The sequence below is a fragment of the Undibacterium sp. RTI2.2 genome (assembly GCF_035018705.1).
In the GTDB taxonomy this organism is placed as follows: domain Bacteria; phylum Pseudomonadota; class Gammaproteobacteria; order Burkholderiales; family Burkholderiaceae_D; genus Undibacterium.
Genome location: NZ_JASJXN010000025.1, coordinates 1 through 22,047 on the forward strand (window position 1 = coordinate 1; position 22,047 = coordinate 22,047).

The following is a 22,047-nucleotide window of genomic DNA, read 5'->3' on the forward strand; positions in this document are numbered from 1 at the left end:
GTGAAATGCGATTACCAGCCCTATCCCGAACACCTTCTTGCCCGGCTCTTGCTGGTGATTTGAAAAATCCATACCTACCATCCTCCTGTTACCACATTTACAAAAATATGCTCCTCTGAATTTAATGCTTAATTAAATGCAAAAAACAGAGTCGAGACCACATTACGAATTATTATGCACTACTAAGACTTTTAAACTGCTAACAAACTATGCATCACTTATTTTTCGCTAGCGACGAATTAGTTTGTGCTTTAAAAAACGAAGAGCATCGTTCATTTTTTCAAAATTTGCAAGCATCAGAGTAGACTTATCAAATCTGATATCAGCTATTTTTATGATCATTGAAACTTTTGCTACGAATGCAAAACACTCATTTAAAAACATCAATAATGTAGCAAAATTACAAATTTAATTATTATTAAACCAAGCCATAAAATTAATTACCTAGGTGGAATAAATTAAAATGTAATTTTATTACAGAAATAAAAGAGTAAAATAACTCATTTTTCAAAAGAATACCACGTCTAAACGAAAAAAAAGCTCATTTATATCGATATAAAGGCGTTTGCATTACGATAGGTCGAATATCCATCCGAATATTCATTACCGTATAAGCGTCAGAGCCTAGCGCGCTAGAAAAGTAACCCTTACTTTCGGCAGTCTTACTGAACGTAAATTCAAATCCAGCTTCTGCATTTGGAGCTTCCGGATCACCAAAAGCAAGCGCTTTTGTCTGAAGTTGCTTATTATCAATTAAATCCTGCATCAAATCTACTACTGTCGTGTTTCCTAATATGTCTGGATAAAATTTCTTCTCTGCATTGTAAGGATTTGCAGGATCTACTACTCCTTTTTGCTTTTCTTTTGACGTGATTAAAACCTTCGTTTGCAGGTTATAACGATCGCCACGATCCAGATAACTTATTTTTACGTTACTAATATTAAATGCATTCAATTGAGCGTCGGATATCGCCTCGCTAAGATCCATCAGTATTGCGCCTTTATATCCCAGGATTTCGATATCTGCCATACCCTGCACAATCATGGCGGTATTTTCATCAATCCCCAAACCTAGTTTGTAATTTTTTTTCAGCATTAACGGGATCATCCGCGCAAACCTGCCGCGAATAATCAAATGCTGATCAACAAACGCTTGGTCGCCAATAAATCCAAGGCCAGGTGCGATTTCTTTTCCCTCATTTACGCCAAACTGCAAAGTAGGTAAAACGGCCTTGGCGTCATAAAACATCGTGCTACTCATAATTGCCGCTCCGGCGCTAGAACCAGCAATGACGCCCCCTCGGTGATACACATCCCAAATAGCCTCTAATGCTGCGCTCTTGGTACCATCTGGCTTAACTAAAGCTTGCGTGATTCGCCCTTGATCTCCACCAGAAAAATAGACTCCGCCAGCGGCACGAATTTGTGAGGCTACTGATGGATCATTCGCGACATTTTGATAATCTGACCCCTTGAGCCTGATCGCTAACGGCACCACAAATGCGCGGGCACCATAACGGTTTAAGGTATCTGCTATATTTTTCCCCGCATTTTCGGGATTGGCAGCAGCAGCCGGAATCACTGCAATTTTGGCGCCCTTGCCACCACTTAAAGCGACTATTTTTTCCCACACTACAGCATTATCAGTGCGCAAAGCACCGCCAATAATCACCAGCGTGCCTGCTGCCTCCGGCTTGGCTGGGTCTAGCCTGGTTTGGGCATGCACCATACCAAAAGTAAGAATAAAGAAAACAATACTGATGCGTTTACATTGACGCAAAAAAAATAACAACAAATTACTCATGAGAACAGATCCACTGAAAAATCATCTAGCGATACATCGCTGCGTCATACGTCATAAAGATAGAAAAATGGGGAGGCATACAGCATGCCACCCCACTTTTAAATATGACTTAATGTTATTTAAAAGCGTAATTCACTGAAGCATAAAAGAAGCGTCCACGTGGATCCGTGTAACTAGGATCATAGCCCGCTAAGAAGCTATACACCTGGTTAGAGCGCGGCGGATTGGTATCTAACAAGTTTTTGATACCTACCCGGAAGCTGGTCGCATTAGACAACTTATAGCTACCACTCATATCCCACAATGCATACGAACCAACACGACGTACCGAACCATCTGGATTAGGATTTTGATCTTGATAGCCTTGATAGAACGTCTGCTGCAAAGTAGCACCCCAAGGACCGCGATCAAAATCAAACGTCAAGGTATGACGCCAGCGTTGAACCACTTGAGTATCGGTGAACACGCCAACACCATTGATTTCTGGACTCGCGTTGGTAGTTTTAGTTTTGTAATCGAATACATAAGTACCGTTTAAAGACACAGCAAACTTACCGATATCGTTTGCAGGCAAACGCCAGTTCACATTCAGATCTATTCCTGAGGTATCTAAGGTACCGATGTTATGCGTACGGCCATCGACCGACACAATCGCACCAGGAATTCCAGGCAAAGTTGGGTCAGCAGCAGCGCGCACCACATATGCCGAGTTATGCGTAGGATCGCTAAAATAAGCGCCCTCGTTAGCTAACAAAGTATCGGACTTCTGAATGCGCCAGTAATCAATCGAGGTCGTCAAAGTACGCATAGGCTCAAACACAAAACCAAACGAGTATTGCTTGGATGTTTCTGGTTTCAGATCAGCGGTACCGCCTTTGATCAGATTAGGCTGGATACCACAGTAATCAGGATTTTTTGTGTTATCAATCGCCCCGACTTTGATACATCCCAAAGGATCGTTATACACACCACTGGTTTGCCCTACACGTGCCGGCTCATGCAAATCTGTCAGAGTCGGTGCGCGGAAACCAGTGCCGTAAGAACCACGGAAAATGATTTCTTTAGTTGGATTCCAGCGGACACCGACTTTAGGATTTGTGGTTCCACCGACGTCGTTATAACGATCATGACGGAGTGCGAATTGTGTCTCCACATTTTTTAATACTGGGAAATTAAGCTCAGCATAAATCGCCTTCACGTCACGGTCACCACCATAGGCAGCCGCAGCACCATCACCACGGATTTCACCCGCAGCCAATAACGCGGAAGGAGTGAAGTCTAATTTTTCACGGCGATATTCTGCACCAACTGCAACTGCGGCTTTACCACCCGCCATATCAAACAATTCACGCGATGCTTTGGCATCTAAGGAATCGGTCGTACCACGCGAATGACGCGCCGCATCACTAATTTTTGCAGCATTTAACAGTGCCAGGCCATCGGCACCAGAAGGTCCAAACGGATTAATTTTTCCGCTCAGAAATGCCGCATTAAACAAGGAGGTACGAACATATCCATTCACGTATTTATCATCGACAGTGCTAACGCTATGGTTCAATGCAGTGTCGTAATCCCAACCGGCAACGCTACCTTTAGCGCCCAATACGATACGCTGTGCAACGGCATCGACTTCATTCGTACGCGGACCTGCCTCGCTCAAACGCAAACCTACGCGCAAAGGAGTTTGATTAGTGGTGATTAAACTGCTTGGATAATAAATCCCGCCCGCACTTGGTAATGGATAATTAAGATCACTGACCGTTAAAGGACTGATACGGTAGGTAGTCTTAGTATCGCTGTGCAATACCTCTGCGAATAAAGTCGTGTCGTCATTCAAGGCATACTGGCCGCGCGACAACAGAGAAAAACGTTTGGATTCAGGGAAAATCTCTGTGTCGTGCATATAGTCATACAAACAGGCCTGACTACCGACAAAACTACCTGGCGCATACACTGTTGATGGCGGATTACAGTTTGGCGCGCTTGGGTTTAAACGTGAGCCAGTTGCACTGCCGCTTGCTTTAGTACGACGCACGTTTGCCGGATAAGTATTAGAGCTGCTGACGTCCAGATTAATATCTGGTTGGTAGGCAGAACCAATCCAGTCTCTTTGTGTAGAGCGCAGACTTTGACTATCTTGCACGTTCACCACGGCCATAACGTTGTAGCGATCTTTAGTCAGGTCACCCAAACCACCGGATAAGGTCACGATATTTTTACCTGCACCACCATGTTGGGTACCACCGGTATAAGCAGAGACCTCAGCGCCCTGATAATCAGGACGCGTGATAAAGTTAATCACGCCGCCAATCGCATCCGTACCATAAATTGCGGACGCACCATCCTTCAACACCTCAACCCGAGAAATCGCTGCGGCGGGGATGGAATTTAAATCAACACCAGAAGAATTACCCGGCGATGCAAAGTTTGCGAGGCGACGACCATTCAACAAAATCAAAGTTGAAGATACGCCGATACCGCGTAAGTTGGCACCGTTAAAACCGCGCTGTGTTCCGCCGTTATCACTAAAGCTGGCACCGTCAGTTAAGGCAGCTGCACTGGCGGATATTTTGCTCAATAATTCGGCTGCGGTTGTCACGCCACTTTTATCAATTTCAGCACGGGTCAAAATTTGCAAAGGCATCGCAGTTTCTGCATCTAACCGCTTGATGGACGATCCTGTGATTTCTACTCGCTGTACTTTAGCTGCATCAGCCTCCGCTTGTGCAAACGCGGAAGGACTGACACAACCCAAGACCGCCGACAAACCTAAAGCATAACGAATAGATAAAGCAATCTTCGTTGGCCTGGTCTGTATTTCTCTACTTTTATTTTTCATTTTCACTTCCCCTCACAATTTTTTTACAAGATAAAAAATCAAACACTCAACACACTAACTCCAAAGGACTAACCCAACATTTGAATCACAAAAATACTGAAGCACTTATAAGCTGAGCACCAGTGCACCAAAATTTTTAGACAGCAGTTCACCCTGGCTTTTTAAAAGCCATTTTTTTCAACTCCGACCGGGATTAAATAAAACTGCTGTTTAGGTCCTAGTCAGATTCTGATTTCTTCTTCTTTCTCATTGCTAGCTCCTTGCTACTGCTTTTGGAGTTCGCGTCAGACCCATGTAAATAAGCGGATAAAGCCTCGGTCAGCTTCATCGCCTTTTCTACATTTTTACGATTGGATACCATCAGACTGCTGACTAAAGCTTCAATCAGCGCGATGGCCGCAATGGAACTACTTGGCAAAACCGGATGAGTACTCGGTGCCAATAATAAAAAATCGCCGACTGCCGCCAATGGCGACGCGGTTGAATCGGTCATCGATACGATGCAGGTGTCATGATCACGCGCGAATTGCGCTAACTTGATGGCGTCATTGGCATAGCGCGGAAAAGAGATCAGGATCAGGACATCTTTATCAGAAATACTGGCCAAATGTCCGGCAGCAACCTCGGTACCCCCATAACCCACCACCTCAACTACATGCGAGCAAAATGGTTGTAAATGCAGCGCTAACATCCCTGCCAGATGCGCACTTAAGCCAAAGCCCATGACGTAGACCGTGCGCGCTTTGACTAACTTACTCACCACCTGGTTTAAGACCTCAATCGACAAGTTTTGTTTTGTCGCATCGGTATTGGCTAATGCGTATTCAAGACTGGTAATAGCAGGATTAGTCTCTTGCGTGCGACGCTCGATGGTATTGCGTAATTTTTCTACTGGCTGAAATACACTTTGCAAAGTCTCCGCTACTTCATTACGCATCGCAGCGTAATTGGAGAAACCAATATCGCGGGCAAAGCGGCTGATCGTTGCGGTCGATACCTGGCAACTTTGCGCTAAATCTTCTATCCCTAAGGCAGTTACTCTGACCTGATTACGCAACAAATAATCCGCAATGCTTTGATATGAGGACGATCCCTCAGTCAGAGTCTTAATCAGGATTTTGCCGAGTTTGGATTGCGCAAAAGCGACCTCTGGCGTAGCTGCCTCGGTATTGACTACATTTGGGGTGATCGACTTAACCATAAGGATTTTTCAGTCTAAAGAAAACAGGGACTACATCATACAAATAAAAAATCACATCACGTCTTATTTATATTTCAATTTTGTTTAAAACATTTTTGCTGAAATGAATCGTATATCTGATTTTGAACAAACTCAACATTATTTGTAAATTTTTTTGCATAACTTCATTTTGTGTAAAAAATACGTCATAATGATTTCAATTGATTACCGCCTGTCCGCGCTTTGTTTATTTTTTCATCAAGGTTTTACAGAACTCTTGAAAAAAATAGACCATCTAAAATGAGATCCGCCTTTGCATCTGAAAAATTAGCATTGCCCAAAAATACAACCTCTACGTAACCACACCAATTAAAACAATATGGAAATCAAAACTCACCTGCTAGAAGCGCGCAGCATCGGCACCCAGCGTCAATTTGTCAGCTATCACTTTGGGCAAGCCGCCAGCAATGATGGAAGCAATAGTACAAACGATACGAGGGGCGTACAGAGGTCGCTCAAAACCTACATCCAAGCCTCTTTGCATGCGGACGAAATTCCGGGCATGTTGGTGGCCCATCATCTGCGCGCGCAGCTAGAAGCCTTAGAGGCAAATGGAAAAATTCGGGGTGAGATTGTGCTGGTACCGCTGGCTAATCCGATTGGTCTGGACCAGGCGATTCAGGGTGAGCCATTTGGGCGTTTTGATTTGGCCTCGGGCATCAACTTTAATCGCGGCTACCGCAATTTAATACCGGTATTGCGCGAGAGCTTAGCTACGCTACTCGGAAGTGACATCAATAAAAATGTCAGCATCATCCGTGAGCAAGTGCTCTTGTTGTTGGCGCAATGGCAGCCGGCGAGCGAGGCGGACTCTTTACGTAAAACCTTGCAATCATTGGCATGTGATGCTGACATCGTTCTGGATTTGCACTGTGACAATCAGTCTGTAATGCATTTATATACCGGCACACCAGTCGCCGAAGAGGTGTTGCCGCTGGCACGCTATCTGGGCGCGGAGGCAATGCTACTTGCTACCGAATCTGGCGACGATCCGTTTGATGAAACCTGTGGTCGGCTCTGGTGGGAGCTGGCGAACCATTTTAAAGATCAATTCCCAATTCCATTTGCCTGCGTCCCCGTCACGGTTGAATTACGCGGAGAAGTCGATGTCGCGCATGAGTTGGCAGAGCAAGATGCCAATGCCTTAATTGCCTACCTTGCTTACAAAGGACAGCTCGACATTGCAACGCCACCTCTACCCGCCGCATTTTGTGCACCGACGCCGTTAGAAGCCGTGCTACCAATCGCCGCGCCGCATGCTGGCATGCTGGTGTTCTCAAAAAAACCGGGTGACATGGTGCAACAAGGCGACATCATCGGCGAGGTGATTGATCCGATTTCTGGCAAAACAACCCCGCTCATCGCCAAAGTCGGTGGAAAAATGTTTGCCCGCACCGCCTACCGTTATGTACAGCGCGGAATGGCGATTGCGAAAATCGCGGGTACTGTGCCGTTCCGGACAGGGAAATTATTGTCGCTTTGAGATTAGCTTTGAGCTACGTTCAGTCGATATCGCAAGCGCAGTGAATATATATACTCCCACTAGGTATATTTAATCGTCCATATAATCATTGGACAATGAGGGATATTTTAAATAAATAAGGGGGAGTATATGAATATCCACCAATATTGGAGATGCAAAAAATGAAAAAACTCAAACTCCCCAACACCTTTGTGCTGCTGTTTTCTCTATTGGCCTTAATTGCGCTAGCAACCTGGCTAGTGCCCGGCGGCAAATACGATACGCACGTCGTCAATGGCAAAACTTTGATCGATCCTGCCACCTTCCATTACATCACCAGCAATCCGCAAGGTTTTGTGGCCTTGATGATGGCGCCAATCAAAGGTTTTGTTGAAGCGGCGCTGATCATCGGCTTTGTGCTGATTGTCGGCGGTGCGTTTGCCGTGTTGCAAAAAACCGAGGCGATCGATTCTATGATCAAGTCGGTGGCAAAGGCGCACACCAATTCTGCATTCATCCGGGCAATGATTATCCCGGTCTTTGTCACCATGTTTTCGCTCGGCGGTGCGACCTTTGGCATGAGTGAAGAAGCGATCCCGTTCATTTTGATTTTTATCCCGCTGGCATTGGCCTTGGGCTATGACTCGATTGTGGGAGTCTCGATCCCGTTTATCGGATCGCAAGTCGGCTTTGCTGCGGCATTTTTAAACCCGTTTAATGTCGGTATCGCGCAGGGCATCGCCGGTGTGCCGGTGTTTTCTGGCTTGCAATACCGTGTGATTGTGTGGGTGATTGCTACCACTCTGACCATCGGCTTTTTAATGTGGTACGCCGCGAAAATCAAACAATCACCAGAGAAAAGTCCGACCTTTGAACTTGATCAAGAGAAAAGAAAAAGTCTCAAGCACGATGAGTTTACGCACTTTACCGGTGTCACTGTCACGCATAAATTAGTCTTGCTGTTATTTGCAGCCTCGTTGGGCGTTATGGTGCTGGGCGTCGTCAAGTATGAGTGGTTTATTAATGAGATTGCGGCATTGTTTTTAGTCATGGCGATCATCGTCGGCGTCGTCGGCAAATTAAGCTCGGACGAATTTATCGAGGCATTTTTACAAGGCGCAAAAGATCTGGTCACCACTGCGCTGGTGATTGCCCTGGCACGCGGCACCATGATCCTCGCCCGGGACGCCAATATCATCGACACCATGCTCCATGGTCTGATGCCATTTGTGCAGTCAGCCAGCCCGGTGTTTGCGGCGCAAAAAATGTTTCTGATCCAAACCGTGATTAACTTTTTCATCCACTCAGGTAGCGGACAAGCCGCGCTAACCATGCCGATCATAGCTCCATTGGCGGATTTGGTCGGGGTGACGCGGCAAACCGCGATTCTGGCTTTTCAGTTTGGTGAATTTACGACACCGATGATCCCGACATCTGGCATTACTGTCGGCGTATTGGCCTTGGCACGGATACCCTGGGCAACTTGGGCAAAGTGGATGATCCCGCTGCAATTAATGTATCTGGTACTGGCATTGCTGCTGCTGATTCCACCTTGTCTGATGTATTGGCAATAGGCTGAAAATGGCAGGCCAAAGCGGTAGATTTAATCAAGGCTTTATATATACTCCCCTTTATTTTTTAAAAATATGCCGTATTGTCCAGACTTTATATGGACAACTGTAATATACAGGGTAGGAGTAATTATATTAGACCTCGGTAGTACTCTCATCAAAAAAAGAAAAAGCCTGCCAATTTTCATTGAGCAGGCTTTTTTTGGCGCTAAAATGTTGGCGGGTCTGCTGATGGATCAGATTGCTTCACTTAATGGCTTAACTTCGTTGATTCACTTCCTTGATCAACTCCGCTAGCCATCCCTCCGCAAATCAACTCATCTATCGCAGCCGGATCATTACTTAGTGAACCGTGCAGCCACTTCTGCAATACGCTTACCAAATAATTTTGCGGTTTCCAGATCGCCTGGCAACGGACCTTCTTCTGGCGAAGAATCGGACGGTGATTGCGTCATTAAGCCAGAAGAGCTGGCCAGATAATTAACGTCATTACGCTGCGCTGCCTTGCTGTTGGATGGCATCAATCCAGTACCAGCCCAGATCATGGAATGCTGTTGCGACAAGGTGAACAGGTAGTGAAGCGTCGACAGTTTATCGCCATTCATGCTGGCAGAATTGGTAAAAGCGCCAGCGATTTTATCTCGCCACACTTGTGAATACCAAGGCTTGGACGTGGCATCAGCAAACTTCTTAAACTGCCAGGAAACCGTGCCCATATAGGTCGGTGATCCAAAGATGATCGCATCAGCTTCTGCCAGACTGGCCCAGTTGGCATCAGTGATATTGCCTTCGGCATCAATCGCAATCAGTTCTGCTGCTGCACCTGCCGCTGCGGCACCTGCATGGACTGCTTCTGCTGCTTTTTTAGTGTGGCCATAACCTGAGTGGTACACAATCGCTACTTTTTTCATGGGAGTTCCTTTTAGTTATTTCGTTATTTCGTTATTTCGTTATTTCATTCATCAATCATCGCGTCAGAGTATGTTTACCCATCGGCTCAGCCAAACTATTTTGGTAAATCAAACACCAGCACTTCTGCCTGCTTTCCCGCTTCCAACTGCACTAATTCCTCTTCACGCAATTTCACCGCATCGCCCGCTGACAACTGCACGCCGTTGACAGTCAGTTGACCGCTTGCCAGATGGATATAGGCAAGGCGATCTTTCGATAAGATCAAACTACTCGCTTGCTCGCCGTCAAACAGACCAATATACAAACGCGCGTCTTGACGGATTTTAATGGAATCATCCGCACCATCGGGCGACGCAACCAGGCGCAGGCGACCAGCTTTGTCTTCCCGACTAAAATGTTTTTCCTGATAAGCTGGTGTCGCGTTAATCACGGACGGCTGTATCCAGATCTGCAATAAGTGCGTGGGATTGTCCGCAGAGGGATTAAATTCAGAATGACGAACGCCTGTTCCGGCGCTCATGTACTGCACATTACCCGGGAGAATGGTGCTGCCATTGCCCATGCTGTCTTTATGCGCAATCGCTCCTTCAAGCACGTAGGTAATAATTTCCATATCCTTATGACCATGCGTCCCAAACCCCATTCCGGCCGCGATATGATCGTCATTAATCACGCGCAAAGGACCATAACCCATGTGTGCCGGATCGTGGTAATCGGCAAAGGAAAAACTGTGATGAGATCTCAGCCAGCCGTGCTCGGCATAGCCGCGTTGTTCTGATTTATGAACTGTCAGCATCGTATTTTTAGGGTTGGTGGAAACCCTACCTTATTCAAATAATTGATATGATGTGATGCAATATATACCTGCCAGAACTTGAATATAAGGGGAATATTTTCTACTTCTCGTTCAGTATTTTTGTATAAGAATGATTCACCATGAATTTAACTCTCGAAGCACTGCAAATTTTGGATGCCATCGACCGCAAAGGCAGCTTTGCGGCAGCGGCAAGCGCCTTAGATAAAGTGCCTTCCGCCATCACCTACAGTATCCGCAAACTGGAAGATGATCTGGACGTGCTGCTATTTGATCGACGCGGTCACCGCGCCAAGCTAACTACGGCCGGGCAAGAATTATTGACGCAAGGACGGCATTTATTATTGGCAGCAGAAGAGCTGGAGCAAAGGGTCAAGCGCACGGCAACAGGCTGGGAGGCGGAGTTACGTATCGTCATGGATGGCGTAATTCAGTTTGAACATTTTTTGCCACTGATTCAAGAGTTCCAGCACCAGGCCTGCGGCACGCGCTTAAGAATTTCTCAAGAAACCTTATCCGGCGTATGGGAAACACTGCTCGCTGGTCGCGCAGATCTAGCGATTGGTGCCGCTTACGATGGACCAGATACCTTGCGCATGCATGGTGAGTATCAGACTCAGAGCATGGGTAATATCGATTGGGTCTTTGCCGTTGCGGCCAAACATCCGCTGGCAACAGCGCCGGAGCCATTGACATCGACCGTTATACAAAGCCACCGAGCAATCGCCGTTGGCGATACAGGTCGCAATCTGCCATCGATCAATGCAGGACTTCTGGCGGGCCAGGATACGCTGACAGTTCCCACATTGCAGGCAAAATTATTAGCGCAATTAGCGGGATTAGGCTGTGGTAATTTACCGCGCAAGCTTGCGTTGCCACATCTACAATCTGGCGCATTGGTAGAAAAAACTTTGCAAGAAAACAGACTCACTGGCAATAACCACATTGCCTGGCGCAGAAACGACAAAGGAAAGGCGCTACAGTGGTTTTTACAACGATTAGCTGATCCGGTGGTACAGCGCATGTTATTGGGCAGCTGACGATGGTGACTAGCTTGAATAAGTTGAATAACTATGTTGGACGTTTTGCCCCCTCACCCACGGGAGCCTTACATATGGGGTCTTTAGTAGCGGCAATGGCGAGTTACTTAGACGCCAAAGCCCACGATGGAAAATGGCTACTCAGAATCGAAGATTTAGACTTTGACAGAGATGTCAAAGGCGCTGATTTAGCCATCATCGAACTATTGCGCCGTTGCAAAATGCAATGGAACGATGCCATTGAATGGCAAAGCCAGCGCACCCATTTATACGACACCGCTTTCCGGCAACTAGCCCCGATGATTTATCCCTGCAGCTGTTCGCGTAAAGAGATTGCTGATTCGCGGCGTAGTTCTCTTACTTCAACCTCAAATTCAAGCATAAATTCAACCTCAACCTCAAGCTCAACCTCAGCGCTACCGTCAACATCACGATTTGGTTTAGTGATTTATCCTGGCACTTGCCGTGCAGGTCTGGCAAACAACAAACCCGCCCGTGCCTGGCGCTTGCGGGTGCCGGATGAAGATCAAGGTCTGATGACATTCACCGACCGATGGTTAGGTGAAATTCGTCAGAATATTGCGATCGAGGCAGGTGATTTTGTTTTAAAACGCGCAGATGGTTTCTGGGCATATCAACTCGCTGTGGTGGTTGACGACGCAGCGCAAGGTGTAACTCATGTTGTACGCGGTGATGATTTATTAGACTCGACGCCAAGGCAAATTTATTTACAAGATTTGCTGGGATTACCGCATGTACAGTATTTGCATATTCCGGTGGTTGCCAATGCGAATGGCGACAAACTGTCTAAACAAACTGGCGCGCAAGCGATTGATGTCAGTGGCAGCGAACGTGATGTATTGCGTCAGGCTTTACTACCAGCTGCAGAATTATTGGGATTAAAAATCGAGACCCAACAATACGGAGATACCTTGGAAGAATTTTGGCACAGCGCTGTTACAGCATGGAGACAATTACTGGAACAGCGCGAGAGGCGTAGAACTGAGTCGGAACCAATTTGGAACCAAGTTAAGGTTTAATGGCAATCAATCAGTCCGACGCAGACCGCCAAGCAATGCCGCTTTTTTCTGCGGTTTGGCCGCTGTTTTATTTTCACTCGTTGCCGCTACTTTGATCGACGATGCACTAGGTTCGTAAGGCTTTAAAAACCAAGGATCGACTTTTTCTCTTGGCGGATTAAAACTACGTGCAGGACGATCGAATGACTTTTCAGCCGTTCTGTCTATGGATCTGCCTGCTGATCTGCCCTCTACATTATCCGTTGATTTTTCAGTCGCTCTATCGCTACTGAATTGACGTGGTTTACGATCCGCTAATTGCTGCGTCTGCGCGACAAAACCTGCCAATTGCACTTTGACGATTTTTTGCTTGATCAATTTTTCAATATCAAGCAGCAAACGCTCATCTTTATCTGTGTGCAAAGAAATCGCATCGCCAGTCGCACCAGCACGGCCAGTGCGGCCAATCCGATGGACATAATCTTCTGCGTTATACGGTAAATCGTAGTTGATGACGCAAGGCAGTTCGGCGATATCTAAACCACGTGCAGCCACATCGGTCGCTACTAGTACTTCAACTTCTCCACGTTTGAATGCATCTAAGGCAGCCATGCGCTCTGCCTGAGATTTATCACCATGGATTGCTGAGGCTTTTACACCTTGTTTGACTAAATGCACGGCCAGACGCGAAGCACCAATCTTGGTGTTGGAAAAAACGATTACTTGTTTTAAACCACGCTCGCGGATAATGAACGAGACCGCGTCGCGCTTCTCTTCCTCAGCCACTTTATACAAAATTTGTGTCACATTGTCCGCAGTTGCATTGCTGCGGGCAACTTCGATCATGACTGGATTGCTTAAAAAACTGGCAGCCAGTTTTTTAATTTCTGGCGAGAACGTAGCAGAGAACATTAAGTTCTGACGCTGCTTTGGCAACAAATTAATGATGCGTTGCAGATCAGGCAAAAAGCCCATGTCTAACATACGGTCCGCTTCATCCATGATCAGGATTTGCGTCTGCGATAAGTTAATCGTTTTCTGCTGAATGTGATCCAACAAGCGACCAGGTGTCGCAATCACAATCTCAACACCGGCACGCAGGGCTGCTGTCTGTGGCGCCATATCCATCCCACCAAAAACGACAGTGGAACGCAATGGTGTATGGCGCGAATATGCCTGAACATTTTCAGCCACCTGATCAGCCAGTTCACGCGTTGGCGTCAAAATTAGAGCACGAACTGGGTGGCGAGCTGGCGAGGCGCTGGTGCTCGCGTGCGCTAACAACAATTGAATAATCGGCAGCGAGAAGCCAGCAGTTTTGCCAGTACCCGTTTGTGCAGCACCCATCACGTCGCGGCCTTGCAATACGATAGGAATTGCCTCAGCTTGAATCGGTGTGGGGTGTACGTAACCTTGATCAGATAAAGCGCGCAAAATCTCAGGCGACAGTCCGAAATCTTCGAAACGTATGGTAGGTACAGAGGGGGCAGAATCTACTACAACGGTAGCGATCTGCTCAGGATTGGACTTGATATCAGTCATTGTATGATGGTGGGCCTCCCGTGAGTCGAACACGGTACCAACGGATTATGAGTCCGCTGCTCTAACCAACATGAGCTAGAGGCCCAATTCTTTCTGCAAGCTAAGCTGCTTAAATCTGACAAATATCCGTGTATGAATCTTTATCAGGGTTATGCAGGTATCGCTTTAACGCTGTCACCTGCAAATTGTTGAATTCAAAAAAAGCTCAAATTCAAACGCAAAACAGGCGTCGAAAAAACCGACGCCAATTGTATTACATTAATTACCTTCTAGGAAGCTTTTCAGCTTATCAGAACGTGATGGATGGCGTAATTTACGCAATGCCTTGGCTTCTATTTGACGAATACGCTCACGTGTTACGTCAAACTGTTTACCTACTTCTTCTAAGGTGTGGTCAGTGGACATCTCAACACCAAAACGCATACGCAATACTTTAGCTTCACGCGGGGTCAATGAATCCAATACATCTTTAACGACATTACGCATAGATGCGTGCAACGCTGCATCTGCCGGTGCCAATGTGTGATTGTCTTCAATGAAATCACCCAGATGTGAATCATCATCGTCACCGATCGGTGTTTCCATCGAAATCGGTTCTTTAGCAATCTTCATGATCTTGCGGATTTTATCTTCCGGCATTTCCATCTTGATTGCCAACGTCGCTGGATCTGGCTCTACACCAGTCTCTTGCAAGATCTGACGTGAGATACGATTCATCTTATTGATGGTCTCAATCATGTGCACCGGGATACGAATCGTGCGCGCCTGATCCGCAATAGAACGGGTAATCGCCTGACGAATCCACCATGTAGCATAAGTAGAAAACTTATAACCACGGCGATATTCAAACTTATCTACCGCCTTCATCAAACCGATGTTGCCTTCCTGGATCAAATCTAAGAATTGCAAACCACGGTTGGTGTATTTCTTCGCAATAGAAATCACCAGACGCAAGTTGGCCTCCGTCATCTCACGCTTGGCTTTACGTGCTTTCATTTCGCCAGCAGACATCTTTTTATTGATGCCGCGCAAATCAGGCAAAGGTAAAACTACCCGTGCCTGCAGATCGATCAGCTTTTGCTGAAGCTGCTGTACTGACGGTACATTGCGACCCAAAATGGCGCTGTAAGAATGGCCGGCATTAACTTCGCCTTCAACCCATTTAAGGTTAACTTCATTGCCTGGAAATACTTTAATGAAATGGCTACGTGGCATGTTGCAACGATTGACCACAACTTCCAGAATCTGTTTTTCTACATGGCGAACTTCATCCACTTGGCCGCGCAAAGTGTCACATAATTTTTCAACGACTTTGGCAGTAAAACGGATGCCCATCAATTCGTTGGAAATCGCTTCCTGCGCTTTGATGTAGGATTTTGAGTTGTAACCCTCTTTTTCAAAGGATTTACGCATCTTGTCAAAATTGGTGGAGATGATGTCGAATTTAGCTAAGGAGTCACGCTTCAATTGTTCTAATTGTTCAGCGGAGATAGCGGCGGCACCAGCGGCACTTGCCTCTTCATCCTCTTCCTCTTCCTCTTCCTCTTCTTCCTCTTCTTCCTCTTCTTCCTCTACAACGACTACAACAGGCTTTTCTTCCTCTTCGACTGCGTTGGGATCAACTAAACCATCAACCAACTCGTCAATTTTAATCTCGTCATTGCGAATACGCTCCGCTGAAACCAGAATCTCAGCAATCGTCGTCGGACAGGCAGAGATCGCCTGAATCATGTCCTTCAGACCTTCTTCGATTTTTTTGGCGATGACAATCTCGCCCTCGCGCGTCAACAACTCAACCGAACCCATTTCACGCATATACATACGGACAGGATCGGTGGTGCGACCGAAATCAGAATCAACGGTAGACAACGCCGCTTCAGCAGCAGCCTCAACCTCGTCATCATCGCTGGTAACGGTGACTACGTTATCAGACAATAACAATGTTTCAGCATCTGGGGCTCGTTCATAGACGGCGACGCCCATGTCGTTGAAGGTACCGATAATGCCTTCAATTGCTTCAGGATCGACCACGTTTTCTGGCAAATGATCGTTGATCTCGGCAAAGGTCAGATAACCACGATCCTTACCTAACTTGATCAAAGTTTTCAGCTTTTGGCGACGACGCTCTAACTCTTCTGCGGTCGCTTCTGGATCGGCAGAGAAGGCATCTTTCAACAAAGCTTTTTCTTTTGCCTTACGATCTTTCGCCTTGGCTTTGTCGATCGCTTTCATTTCTGCGCGCTCGACCGCATTCAGCGCAGCTAGATCTTCATTCTCAGGCTGATATTCTTTTGGCTTACGACCACGACGACCAGGCACTTTAACGCCAGGCAAAATATAGCCAGAAGTGTCAATTGCAGCCAACACGGCAGCATCCGTAGTCTGGCTAACAGCAGGCGCAGAACCGGACTTGATTTCCTGAATTTCAGGTGCTTTGTCAGCCTTTGCTGAATTCTTAGTTGGTTTAATCACTGTCTTTGGATCGGTCTTGTTAATTGTCACAGAAGCTTTCAATGGTGCAGTTTGTGGCTTGTCCGCTTTTTTGCCCGCCGGCAGATCAGAAGCGTGCTTATTTGAGTCTTTTAATGCGTCTTTGGATGAATCTTTAGATGCGCCATCAGCCTTCGCTACTGGCTTTGCAGTCTTGCCCGTCGCTTCCTTAGCTAACGCTTTAACGCTAGCTTTGGGATCATCTTTTACAATATTTCTGGCCTTGGATTTATCTGCAACAGTTTTAGTTGCGTCCAGCTTAGCCACTGCTTTTATCACTTTAGGTGCTTTAACATCTTTCGCAACCTCTTTTTTTGCCGGCATTTTTACGGCCGTCTTAGTCACTACTTTTGTTGTTGCTGGCTTAGTTTTATTAGCCGAAATTACAGCCTTAGCAACTGCAACTTTAGGGACAGACTTCGCCGCAGCCGTTTTGGCCACCACTTTTTTTGCTGCTGAGGATATCGGAGTGTTCGCGGGTTTCTTCATTGCTTTAGCCATTGAATCAAACCTACCAGAACAGAGGTGGCAATCTAGTTCATATAAAAAGACAATGATCATCCGTCAGATCAATTGATCTGTACGAAGAGCTATACCCTTTTCTATGTCAGACTACCCGAGTCTCAGCGCCAGTATTTTGGGTTACTCGGAGGAGCATTACGCTCACCTAAACAACACATTCTAAGCAGTTCTAAAACCTCTCCGCTCAGAATGAAACAACCTAAGACCTTGAATCGAAAGCTTTTAATTATACCACGAGCATAGGCTTTACTCTAGCACCACCGTATTTCAGTTCAATTTTATTGAGCAAAAAATAGGCAACGCCATGCTTAACCGGAGATCATCGTACTGCCACTTCTGCCACAGCCTGACGACGCAAAGCCTCTTGCAACTGCATAATTTCACGATAACGGGCAATATCCACTGCATCACGCAAACCTGAGGCAGCGAGCGCCTCCATCTCCGCCTTTAATACCTGAAACCGCATTTGACGTATTGCGCCCGCCAGTTCTTGCTTTACCACATCAAGATCGGTTTCTGTTTGTTCAGCTATTTCTGCAATCAAGGCATCATAGTCTGCGCCTGTGGTCCGCAAATGCTCAGCCAAAGCCGCAAAATTGGCTTGCTGCCCCATGGTTTGCGCCACTAACACTAACTGCGTCAACATCTCAGCACCATCGGGCGCAAGTTGTGCTGCATCAGCCAAAGCTGCCGCATCAAGCAATAAAGAGAGCGACGGGTGGGCAACTAAAATCCGCATGATTTGTCGCTCCAGACCAACCGGAGCACTGCGCCTGCTTTTTGGCGGCGCAATTTTTACACGCGATACAGGCTGAGCCAACTCAAACAATGCTTCAATTTCTGACGGTGTAGTCTTAGTAACTTGAGCCAGGCTACGCACCATTTGCAAACGCAAACCAGAAGGCGGCATTTGTTGCAACAACGGCTTTGCGTCAAACTGGACTTTTGCCCTACCCTCAGCAGTAGATAAATCGCTATCACCAATCACCTCTTTCATGAAAAACTGTGACAGTGGCATCGCATCCTGAACCTGCTGAGCAAAGGCATCATTTCCTAGCTCTCGGATATAACTATCCGGGTCGTGCTCCGTCGGCAAAAATAAAAATTTAATGACTTTATTATCATTTGCATGCGGCAAACAAGCATCCAGCGCGCGTCTGGCAGCACGACGTCCGGCGCTATCACCATCAAAACTAAAAATCACATGATCAGTCTGACGCAACAATTTTTGCACGTGGGTTGGCGTGCAAGCCGTACCCAAAGTCGCTACTGCTTGCGGAAAACCCATCTGCGCTAACGCCACCACATCCATATAACCTTCGGTGACAAGCACGTAACCCGCTTCACGTATCGCTTGCCGCGCCTCAAACAAACCATACAGCTCAAAACCCTTTTGAAATAGCGGCGTTTCAGGTGAATTCAAGTACTTCGGTTCACCCTGCTCCAAAATACGACCACCAAAACCTATAACTTGCCCTTTGGTATTGCGAATTGGAAACATGATGCGATCACGAAAACGATCATAGCGCTTGCGTCCACCGCCCTCTTCTTCGCTTTTATCGATTACGAGACCAGCCTCAACCAAAGGCGGCGCTGCATAATCAGGGAAAACTGCGCGCAAGCCATCCCAGCCATCTGGCGCATAACCTAACCCGAAACGAGCAGCGATCTCCCCCGTCAAGCCACGCTTTTTCAGGTAGGCAATCGCCCCTTCGGCGCTACGCAATTGTGTACGGTAATGATCGCAGGCTTTGGTCATCACATCAGTTAGTGCTAGACTTTTTGCCTGGACTTCTGCACGTTGAGCAGGGAGTAATTTATCGTCCTCCGGCACGATCATGCCGTTGCTTTGCGCCAAGTCTTTGACTGCATCGACAAAGCTCAATCCCGAATATTCCATCAAAAATCCGATGGAAGTGCCGTGCGCACCGCAACCGAAACAATGATAAAACTGCTTAGTCGGGCTTACCGTAAAGCTAGGAGATTTCTCGTTGTGAAACGGACACAATCCCATATAGTTTGCGCCGCCTTTTTTCAACTGCACGTACTTACCCACCACATCGACAATATCAACGCGGGCGAGCAAATCCTGAATAAAGGTTTGAGGAATCAAAGCGGCAAACTAAGTGACAAAGAGCAAAACAAGAAATATCAACGAGACAACAAGGCTGCTTTTACCAAACCAGAGACCACGGTCATATCAGCGCGGCCCGCCAATTTCGGCTTCAATATTGCCATCACTTTACCCATATCCTGCGCACCAGTTGCGCCACTCGCGGCGACAGCAGCAGCAACTTCTGCCTGCATTTCTGCATCGGTCAAACCAGCGGGCATATAGGCAGACAGAATAGCCAGCTCTGCTTTTTCGATATCTGCCAAATCCTGGCGATTACCGACCTCAAATTGTGTGATGGAATCTTTGCGCTGCTTAATCATTTTTTCTATGATGGCGAGCACCAATGTGTCGGTCAATTCAATTCGCTCATCCACTTCTTTTTGCTTCATGGCGGCAGTAATCAAGCGTATCGTGCCCAGCTTTGTCGTCTCTTTGGCACGCATTGCTGATTTCATGTCTTCGGTGATTTGATCTTTTAAGCTCATGGAATTTCCTGACAGTAGAATAAGTACAAAAAATTGACTTAACTCCGCTTAGCTAAGTGCGATTTAATGCAAATTGATAAAAACAACAAAGCCCGCTGCGTATTACCGGAGCGGGCATGCTAAAGCTAAATACTAATGCATTTTTGAATGGCACTGCTAGCAGCACCAAACGAAATTAATACATCTTTTTAGGCAATTGCTGACTACGAATGCGTTTGTAGTGGCGTTTTACTGCGGCTGCCAGCTTGCGCTTGCGCTCGGCAGTTGGCTTCTCGTAAAACTCGCGTGCGCGCAATTCGGTCAAGAGACCGGTCTTTTCGATGGTGCGCTTGAAGCGACGCATAGCGACTTCGAACGGCTCGTTTTCTTTAAGGCGAATTGTGGTCATTTAAGTTCGGAACCAATGAAAAATTTATAGGAAGAACGAGATAATAGCAGAGTTTTCAGGCGTTTGGAAGTAGCTTGATTAAATCTTACGCAATCTTGTGCAAAAAAGTAATCGCAAACCTGCTTTACTGGGATTACCAAAACTCAAAAACCACATCGTAAAATTCAATATTTTAGGGAGTATAGTTAAAAACCATAGCTATTGTCCAAATAATGCCTGGACAAATAAAAATACAGCAGGCAGTACCTTAGTCCGATAAAAAAACAACGTCAGTCTTTTATTATTAAATCAAACTTTAGTCGAACCTGCTAATCAACCGCATTACCCGCAGCAACGCCCGATGCCCAGGCCCATTGGAAGTTATAGCCACCTAGCCAACCAGTCACATCAACCGCCTCGCCAATAAAATATAAGCCGGGAACATTTTTCACCATCATGCTTTGCTGCGATAGCTCGCGTGTATCAACCCCGCCGCGCGTCACCTCAGCTTTACGATACCCTTCCGATCCGTTCGGGATTAATTGCCAGCGATTGATGCTGTCACCCACTTGGCGCAGGCGCTTGTCGCTCATATCCGCCACTCTGGCATCGCCTGCAAAACCATTTGCAGTCAGCAATCCATCCACCAGCCGCGCAGGTAAATGCTGCGCCAGATGATTGGATAAATTCTTCTTGATGCTAGCTTTACCGGTGATTAACTCCTCCGCGATATCAATTTCTGGCAGCAAATTAACGGTAATAGATTGCCCTGCCTGCCAGAAACTAGATATCTGCAATACCGCCGGACCAGACAAGCCGCGATGGGTAAACAATAAATCCTCACGAAATACTGCTTTATTCTTTTTCTCGCCTGTTTCTATATCAACTTCCAGCGAAATACCAGATAAGGGTACAAACGGCTCCCACGTTTTGGCATCGAACGTCAGCGGGACTAATGCTGGACGGGGCTCAACAATTTTCAAGTCAAATTGCCTTGCAATTTTGTATGAAAATTCTGTTGCGCCAATTTTAGGAATCGATAAGCCACCAGTCGCAATCACTAGCTGCTTTGCTGTGATAGCGCCTTGCTCGGTCTGAATCAAGAATCCGTCATCAATATGCTGGACCTCAAGAACTTTGCACGGCATGCGCCATTGCACCTTACCGGCATCGCATTCCGACTTCAGCATAGAAATAATGTCTTCGGCGCTGTTATCACAAAATAATTGCCCCTTGTGTTTCTCGTGGTAGGCGATGTGATGACGTTTGATCAATGCCAAAAAATCTTGTGGGGTGTAGCGCGATAAAGCGCTTTTACAAAAATGCGGATTCTCAGATAAGAAATTATTCGGCCCCGCTTGCAGGTTTGTGAAGTTGCAGCGCCCGCCGCCAGAAATACGGATTTTTTCTGCCAACTTGCTGGCATGGTCGACCAGCAACACTTTTTTGCCATGCTGTCCAGCAACGGACGCACACATCATGCCCGCCGCGCCTGCGCCAATGACGACGACATCATATTGTTTGCCAGGGTTACTGGATATGCCGGAAGGCTTGGGTGTGATGCTGACGGAGTCGTTCATTTTTATTTTCTTACTTAGATAGTAGAAGCGATTACATAGAAGCCATGATTGTAGCCGATGAGCAAGTCAGTCACGGACAAGCCAATATACTCCCCATCATTTTTATAAAAAATCTCTTGCAGACCAATGATTATATGGACAATTAAATATACATCTACCCAGTATATTAATTTAACGCATTTGAATAAATGATCACTAAGCTCGCAAAATCAGAAAAACGCCCTTTGACTTTGTTAAAAACATG

At 46.5% G+C, this 22,047-nt stretch carries 15 protein-coding genes and 1 tRNA gene; 4 read left to right on the forward strand and 12 right to left on the reverse strand.

The genetic code is table 11. The features are described 5' to 3' along the window. Positions 1 to 541 precede the first annotated feature (541 nt). The 3 genes from QN395_RS14020 to QN395_RS14030 all read right to left on the reverse strand — a co-directional run bounded on the left by QN395_RS14020 (position 542) and on the right by QN395_RS14030 (position 5,844). Positions 542 to 1,804: a cyanophycinase gene (locus tag QN395_RS14020; protein WP_323492261.1), complete on the reverse strand. Its 1,263-nt coding sequence runs from the start codon at positions 1,802 to 1,804 to the stop codon at positions 542 to 544. A gap of 115 nt (positions 1,805 to 1,919) precedes the next feature. Continuing rightward, positions 1,920 to 4,643, reverse strand: coding sequence for a TonB-dependent receptor (locus tag QN395_RS14025; protein WP_323492260.1), 2,724 nt, complete (start codon positions 4,641 to 4,643; stop codon positions 1,920 to 1,922). A 217-nt stretch (positions 4,644 to 4,860) separates the two neighbouring features. Beyond that, a complete protein-coding gene (locus QN395_RS14030; RefSeq protein ID WP_323492259.1) occupies positions 4,861 to 5,844 on the reverse strand; it encodes a MurR/RpiR family transcriptional regulator in 984 nt (327 codons plus the stop codon). A gap of 358 nt (positions 5,845 to 6,202) precedes the next feature. Between QN395_RS14030 and QN395_RS14035 the strand changes: the two genes are divergently transcribed. Both QN395_RS14035 and QN395_RS14040 read left to right on the forward strand, forming a co-directional pair. Further along, on the forward strand, positions 6,203 to 7,366 hold the full coding sequence (locus QN395_RS14035) for a succinylglutamate desuccinylase/aspartoacylase family protein (protein ID WP_323492258.1): 1,164 nt from the start codon (positions 6,203 to 6,205) through the stop codon (positions 7,364 to 7,366). A 161-nt stretch (positions 7,367 to 7,527) separates the two neighbouring features. Then, positions 7,528 to 8,919: a YfcC family protein gene (locus tag QN395_RS14040; RefSeq protein ID WP_323492257.1), complete on the forward strand. Its 1,392-nt coding sequence runs from the start codon at positions 7,528 to 7,530 to the stop codon at positions 8,917 to 8,919. Between the two features lie 335 nt (positions 8,920 to 9,254). Here the strand turns inward: QN395_RS14040 and QN395_RS14045 are convergent, their stop codons facing one another. After that, on the reverse strand, positions 9,255 to 9,827 hold the full coding sequence (locus QN395_RS14045; protein WP_323492256.1) for a flavodoxin family protein: 573 nt from the start codon (positions 9,825 to 9,827) through the stop codon (positions 9,255 to 9,257). 95 nt (positions 9,828 to 9,922) lie between these two features. Further along, on the reverse strand, positions 9,923 to 10,624 hold the full coding sequence (locus QN395_RS14050; protein ID WP_322119930.1) for a pirin family protein: 702 nt from the start codon (positions 10,622 to 10,624) through the stop codon (positions 9,923 to 9,925). Between the two features lie 140 nt (positions 10,625 to 10,764). Between QN395_RS14050 and QN395_RS14055 the strand changes: the two genes are divergently transcribed. Next, complete coding sequence (locus tag QN395_RS14055) at positions 10,765 to 11,682, forward strand: LysR family transcriptional regulator (protein ID WP_323492255.1); 918 nt, start codon at positions 10,765 to 10,767, stop codon at positions 11,680 to 11,682. 2 nt (positions 11,683 to 11,684) lie between these two features. After that, positions 11,685 to 12,722 carry a tRNA glutamyl-Q(34) synthetase GluQRS gene (gene gluQRS / locus QN395_RS14060; RefSeq protein ID WP_323492254.1) on the forward strand — a complete coding sequence of 346 codons (1,038 nt, stop codon included), beginning with the start codon at positions 11,685 to 11,687 and terminating at the stop codon, positions 12,720 to 12,722. A gap of 6 nt (positions 12,723 to 12,728) precedes the next feature. Here the strand turns inward: gluQRS and QN395_RS14065 are convergent, their stop codons facing one another. From QN395_RS14065 to QN395_RS14095, 7 genes are all read right to left on the reverse strand, one after another. After that, a complete protein-coding gene (locus QN395_RS14065) occupies positions 12,729 to 14,243 on the reverse strand; it encodes a DEAD/DEAH box helicase (RefSeq protein ID WP_323492253.1) in 1,515 nt (504 codons plus the stop codon). A gap of 7 nt (positions 14,244 to 14,250) precedes the next feature. Continuing rightward, positions 14,251 to 14,328 (reverse strand) — tRNA-Ile (locus tag QN395_RS14070). A gap of 173 nt (positions 14,329 to 14,501) precedes the next feature. Beyond that, complete coding sequence (gene rpoD / locus QN395_RS14075; protein ID WP_416352056.1) at positions 14,502 to 17,057, reverse strand: RNA polymerase sigma factor RpoD; 2,556 nt, start codon at positions 17,055 to 17,057, stop codon at positions 14,502 to 14,504. 517 nt (positions 17,058 to 17,574) lie between these two features. Then, positions 17,575 to 19,368 (reverse strand): DNA primase, encoded by a 1,794-nt coding sequence (dnaG, locus tag QN395_RS14080; protein ID WP_322119935.1) that lies wholly within the window; start codon positions 19,366 to 19,368, stop codon positions 17,575 to 17,577. A gap of 38 nt (positions 19,369 to 19,406) precedes the next feature. Continuing rightward, positions 19,407 to 19,856: a GatB/YqeY domain-containing protein gene (locus QN395_RS14085; RefSeq protein ID WP_322119936.1), complete on the reverse strand. Its 450-nt coding sequence runs from the start codon at positions 19,854 to 19,856 to the stop codon at positions 19,407 to 19,409. Between the two features lie 175 nt (positions 19,857 to 20,031). Beyond that, positions 20,032 to 20,244 (reverse strand): 30S ribosomal protein S21, encoded by a 213-nt coding sequence (gene rpsU, locus QN395_RS14090; RefSeq protein WP_005877634.1) that lies wholly within the window; start codon positions 20,242 to 20,244, stop codon positions 20,032 to 20,034. Between the two features lie 308 nt (positions 20,245 to 20,552). After that, positions 20,553 to 21,803: an NAD(P)/FAD-dependent oxidoreductase gene (locus QN395_RS14095; RefSeq protein WP_322119937.1), complete on the reverse strand. Its 1,251-nt coding sequence runs from the start codon at positions 21,801 to 21,803 to the stop codon at positions 20,553 to 20,555. Positions 21,804 to 22,047 lie beyond the last annotated feature (244 nt).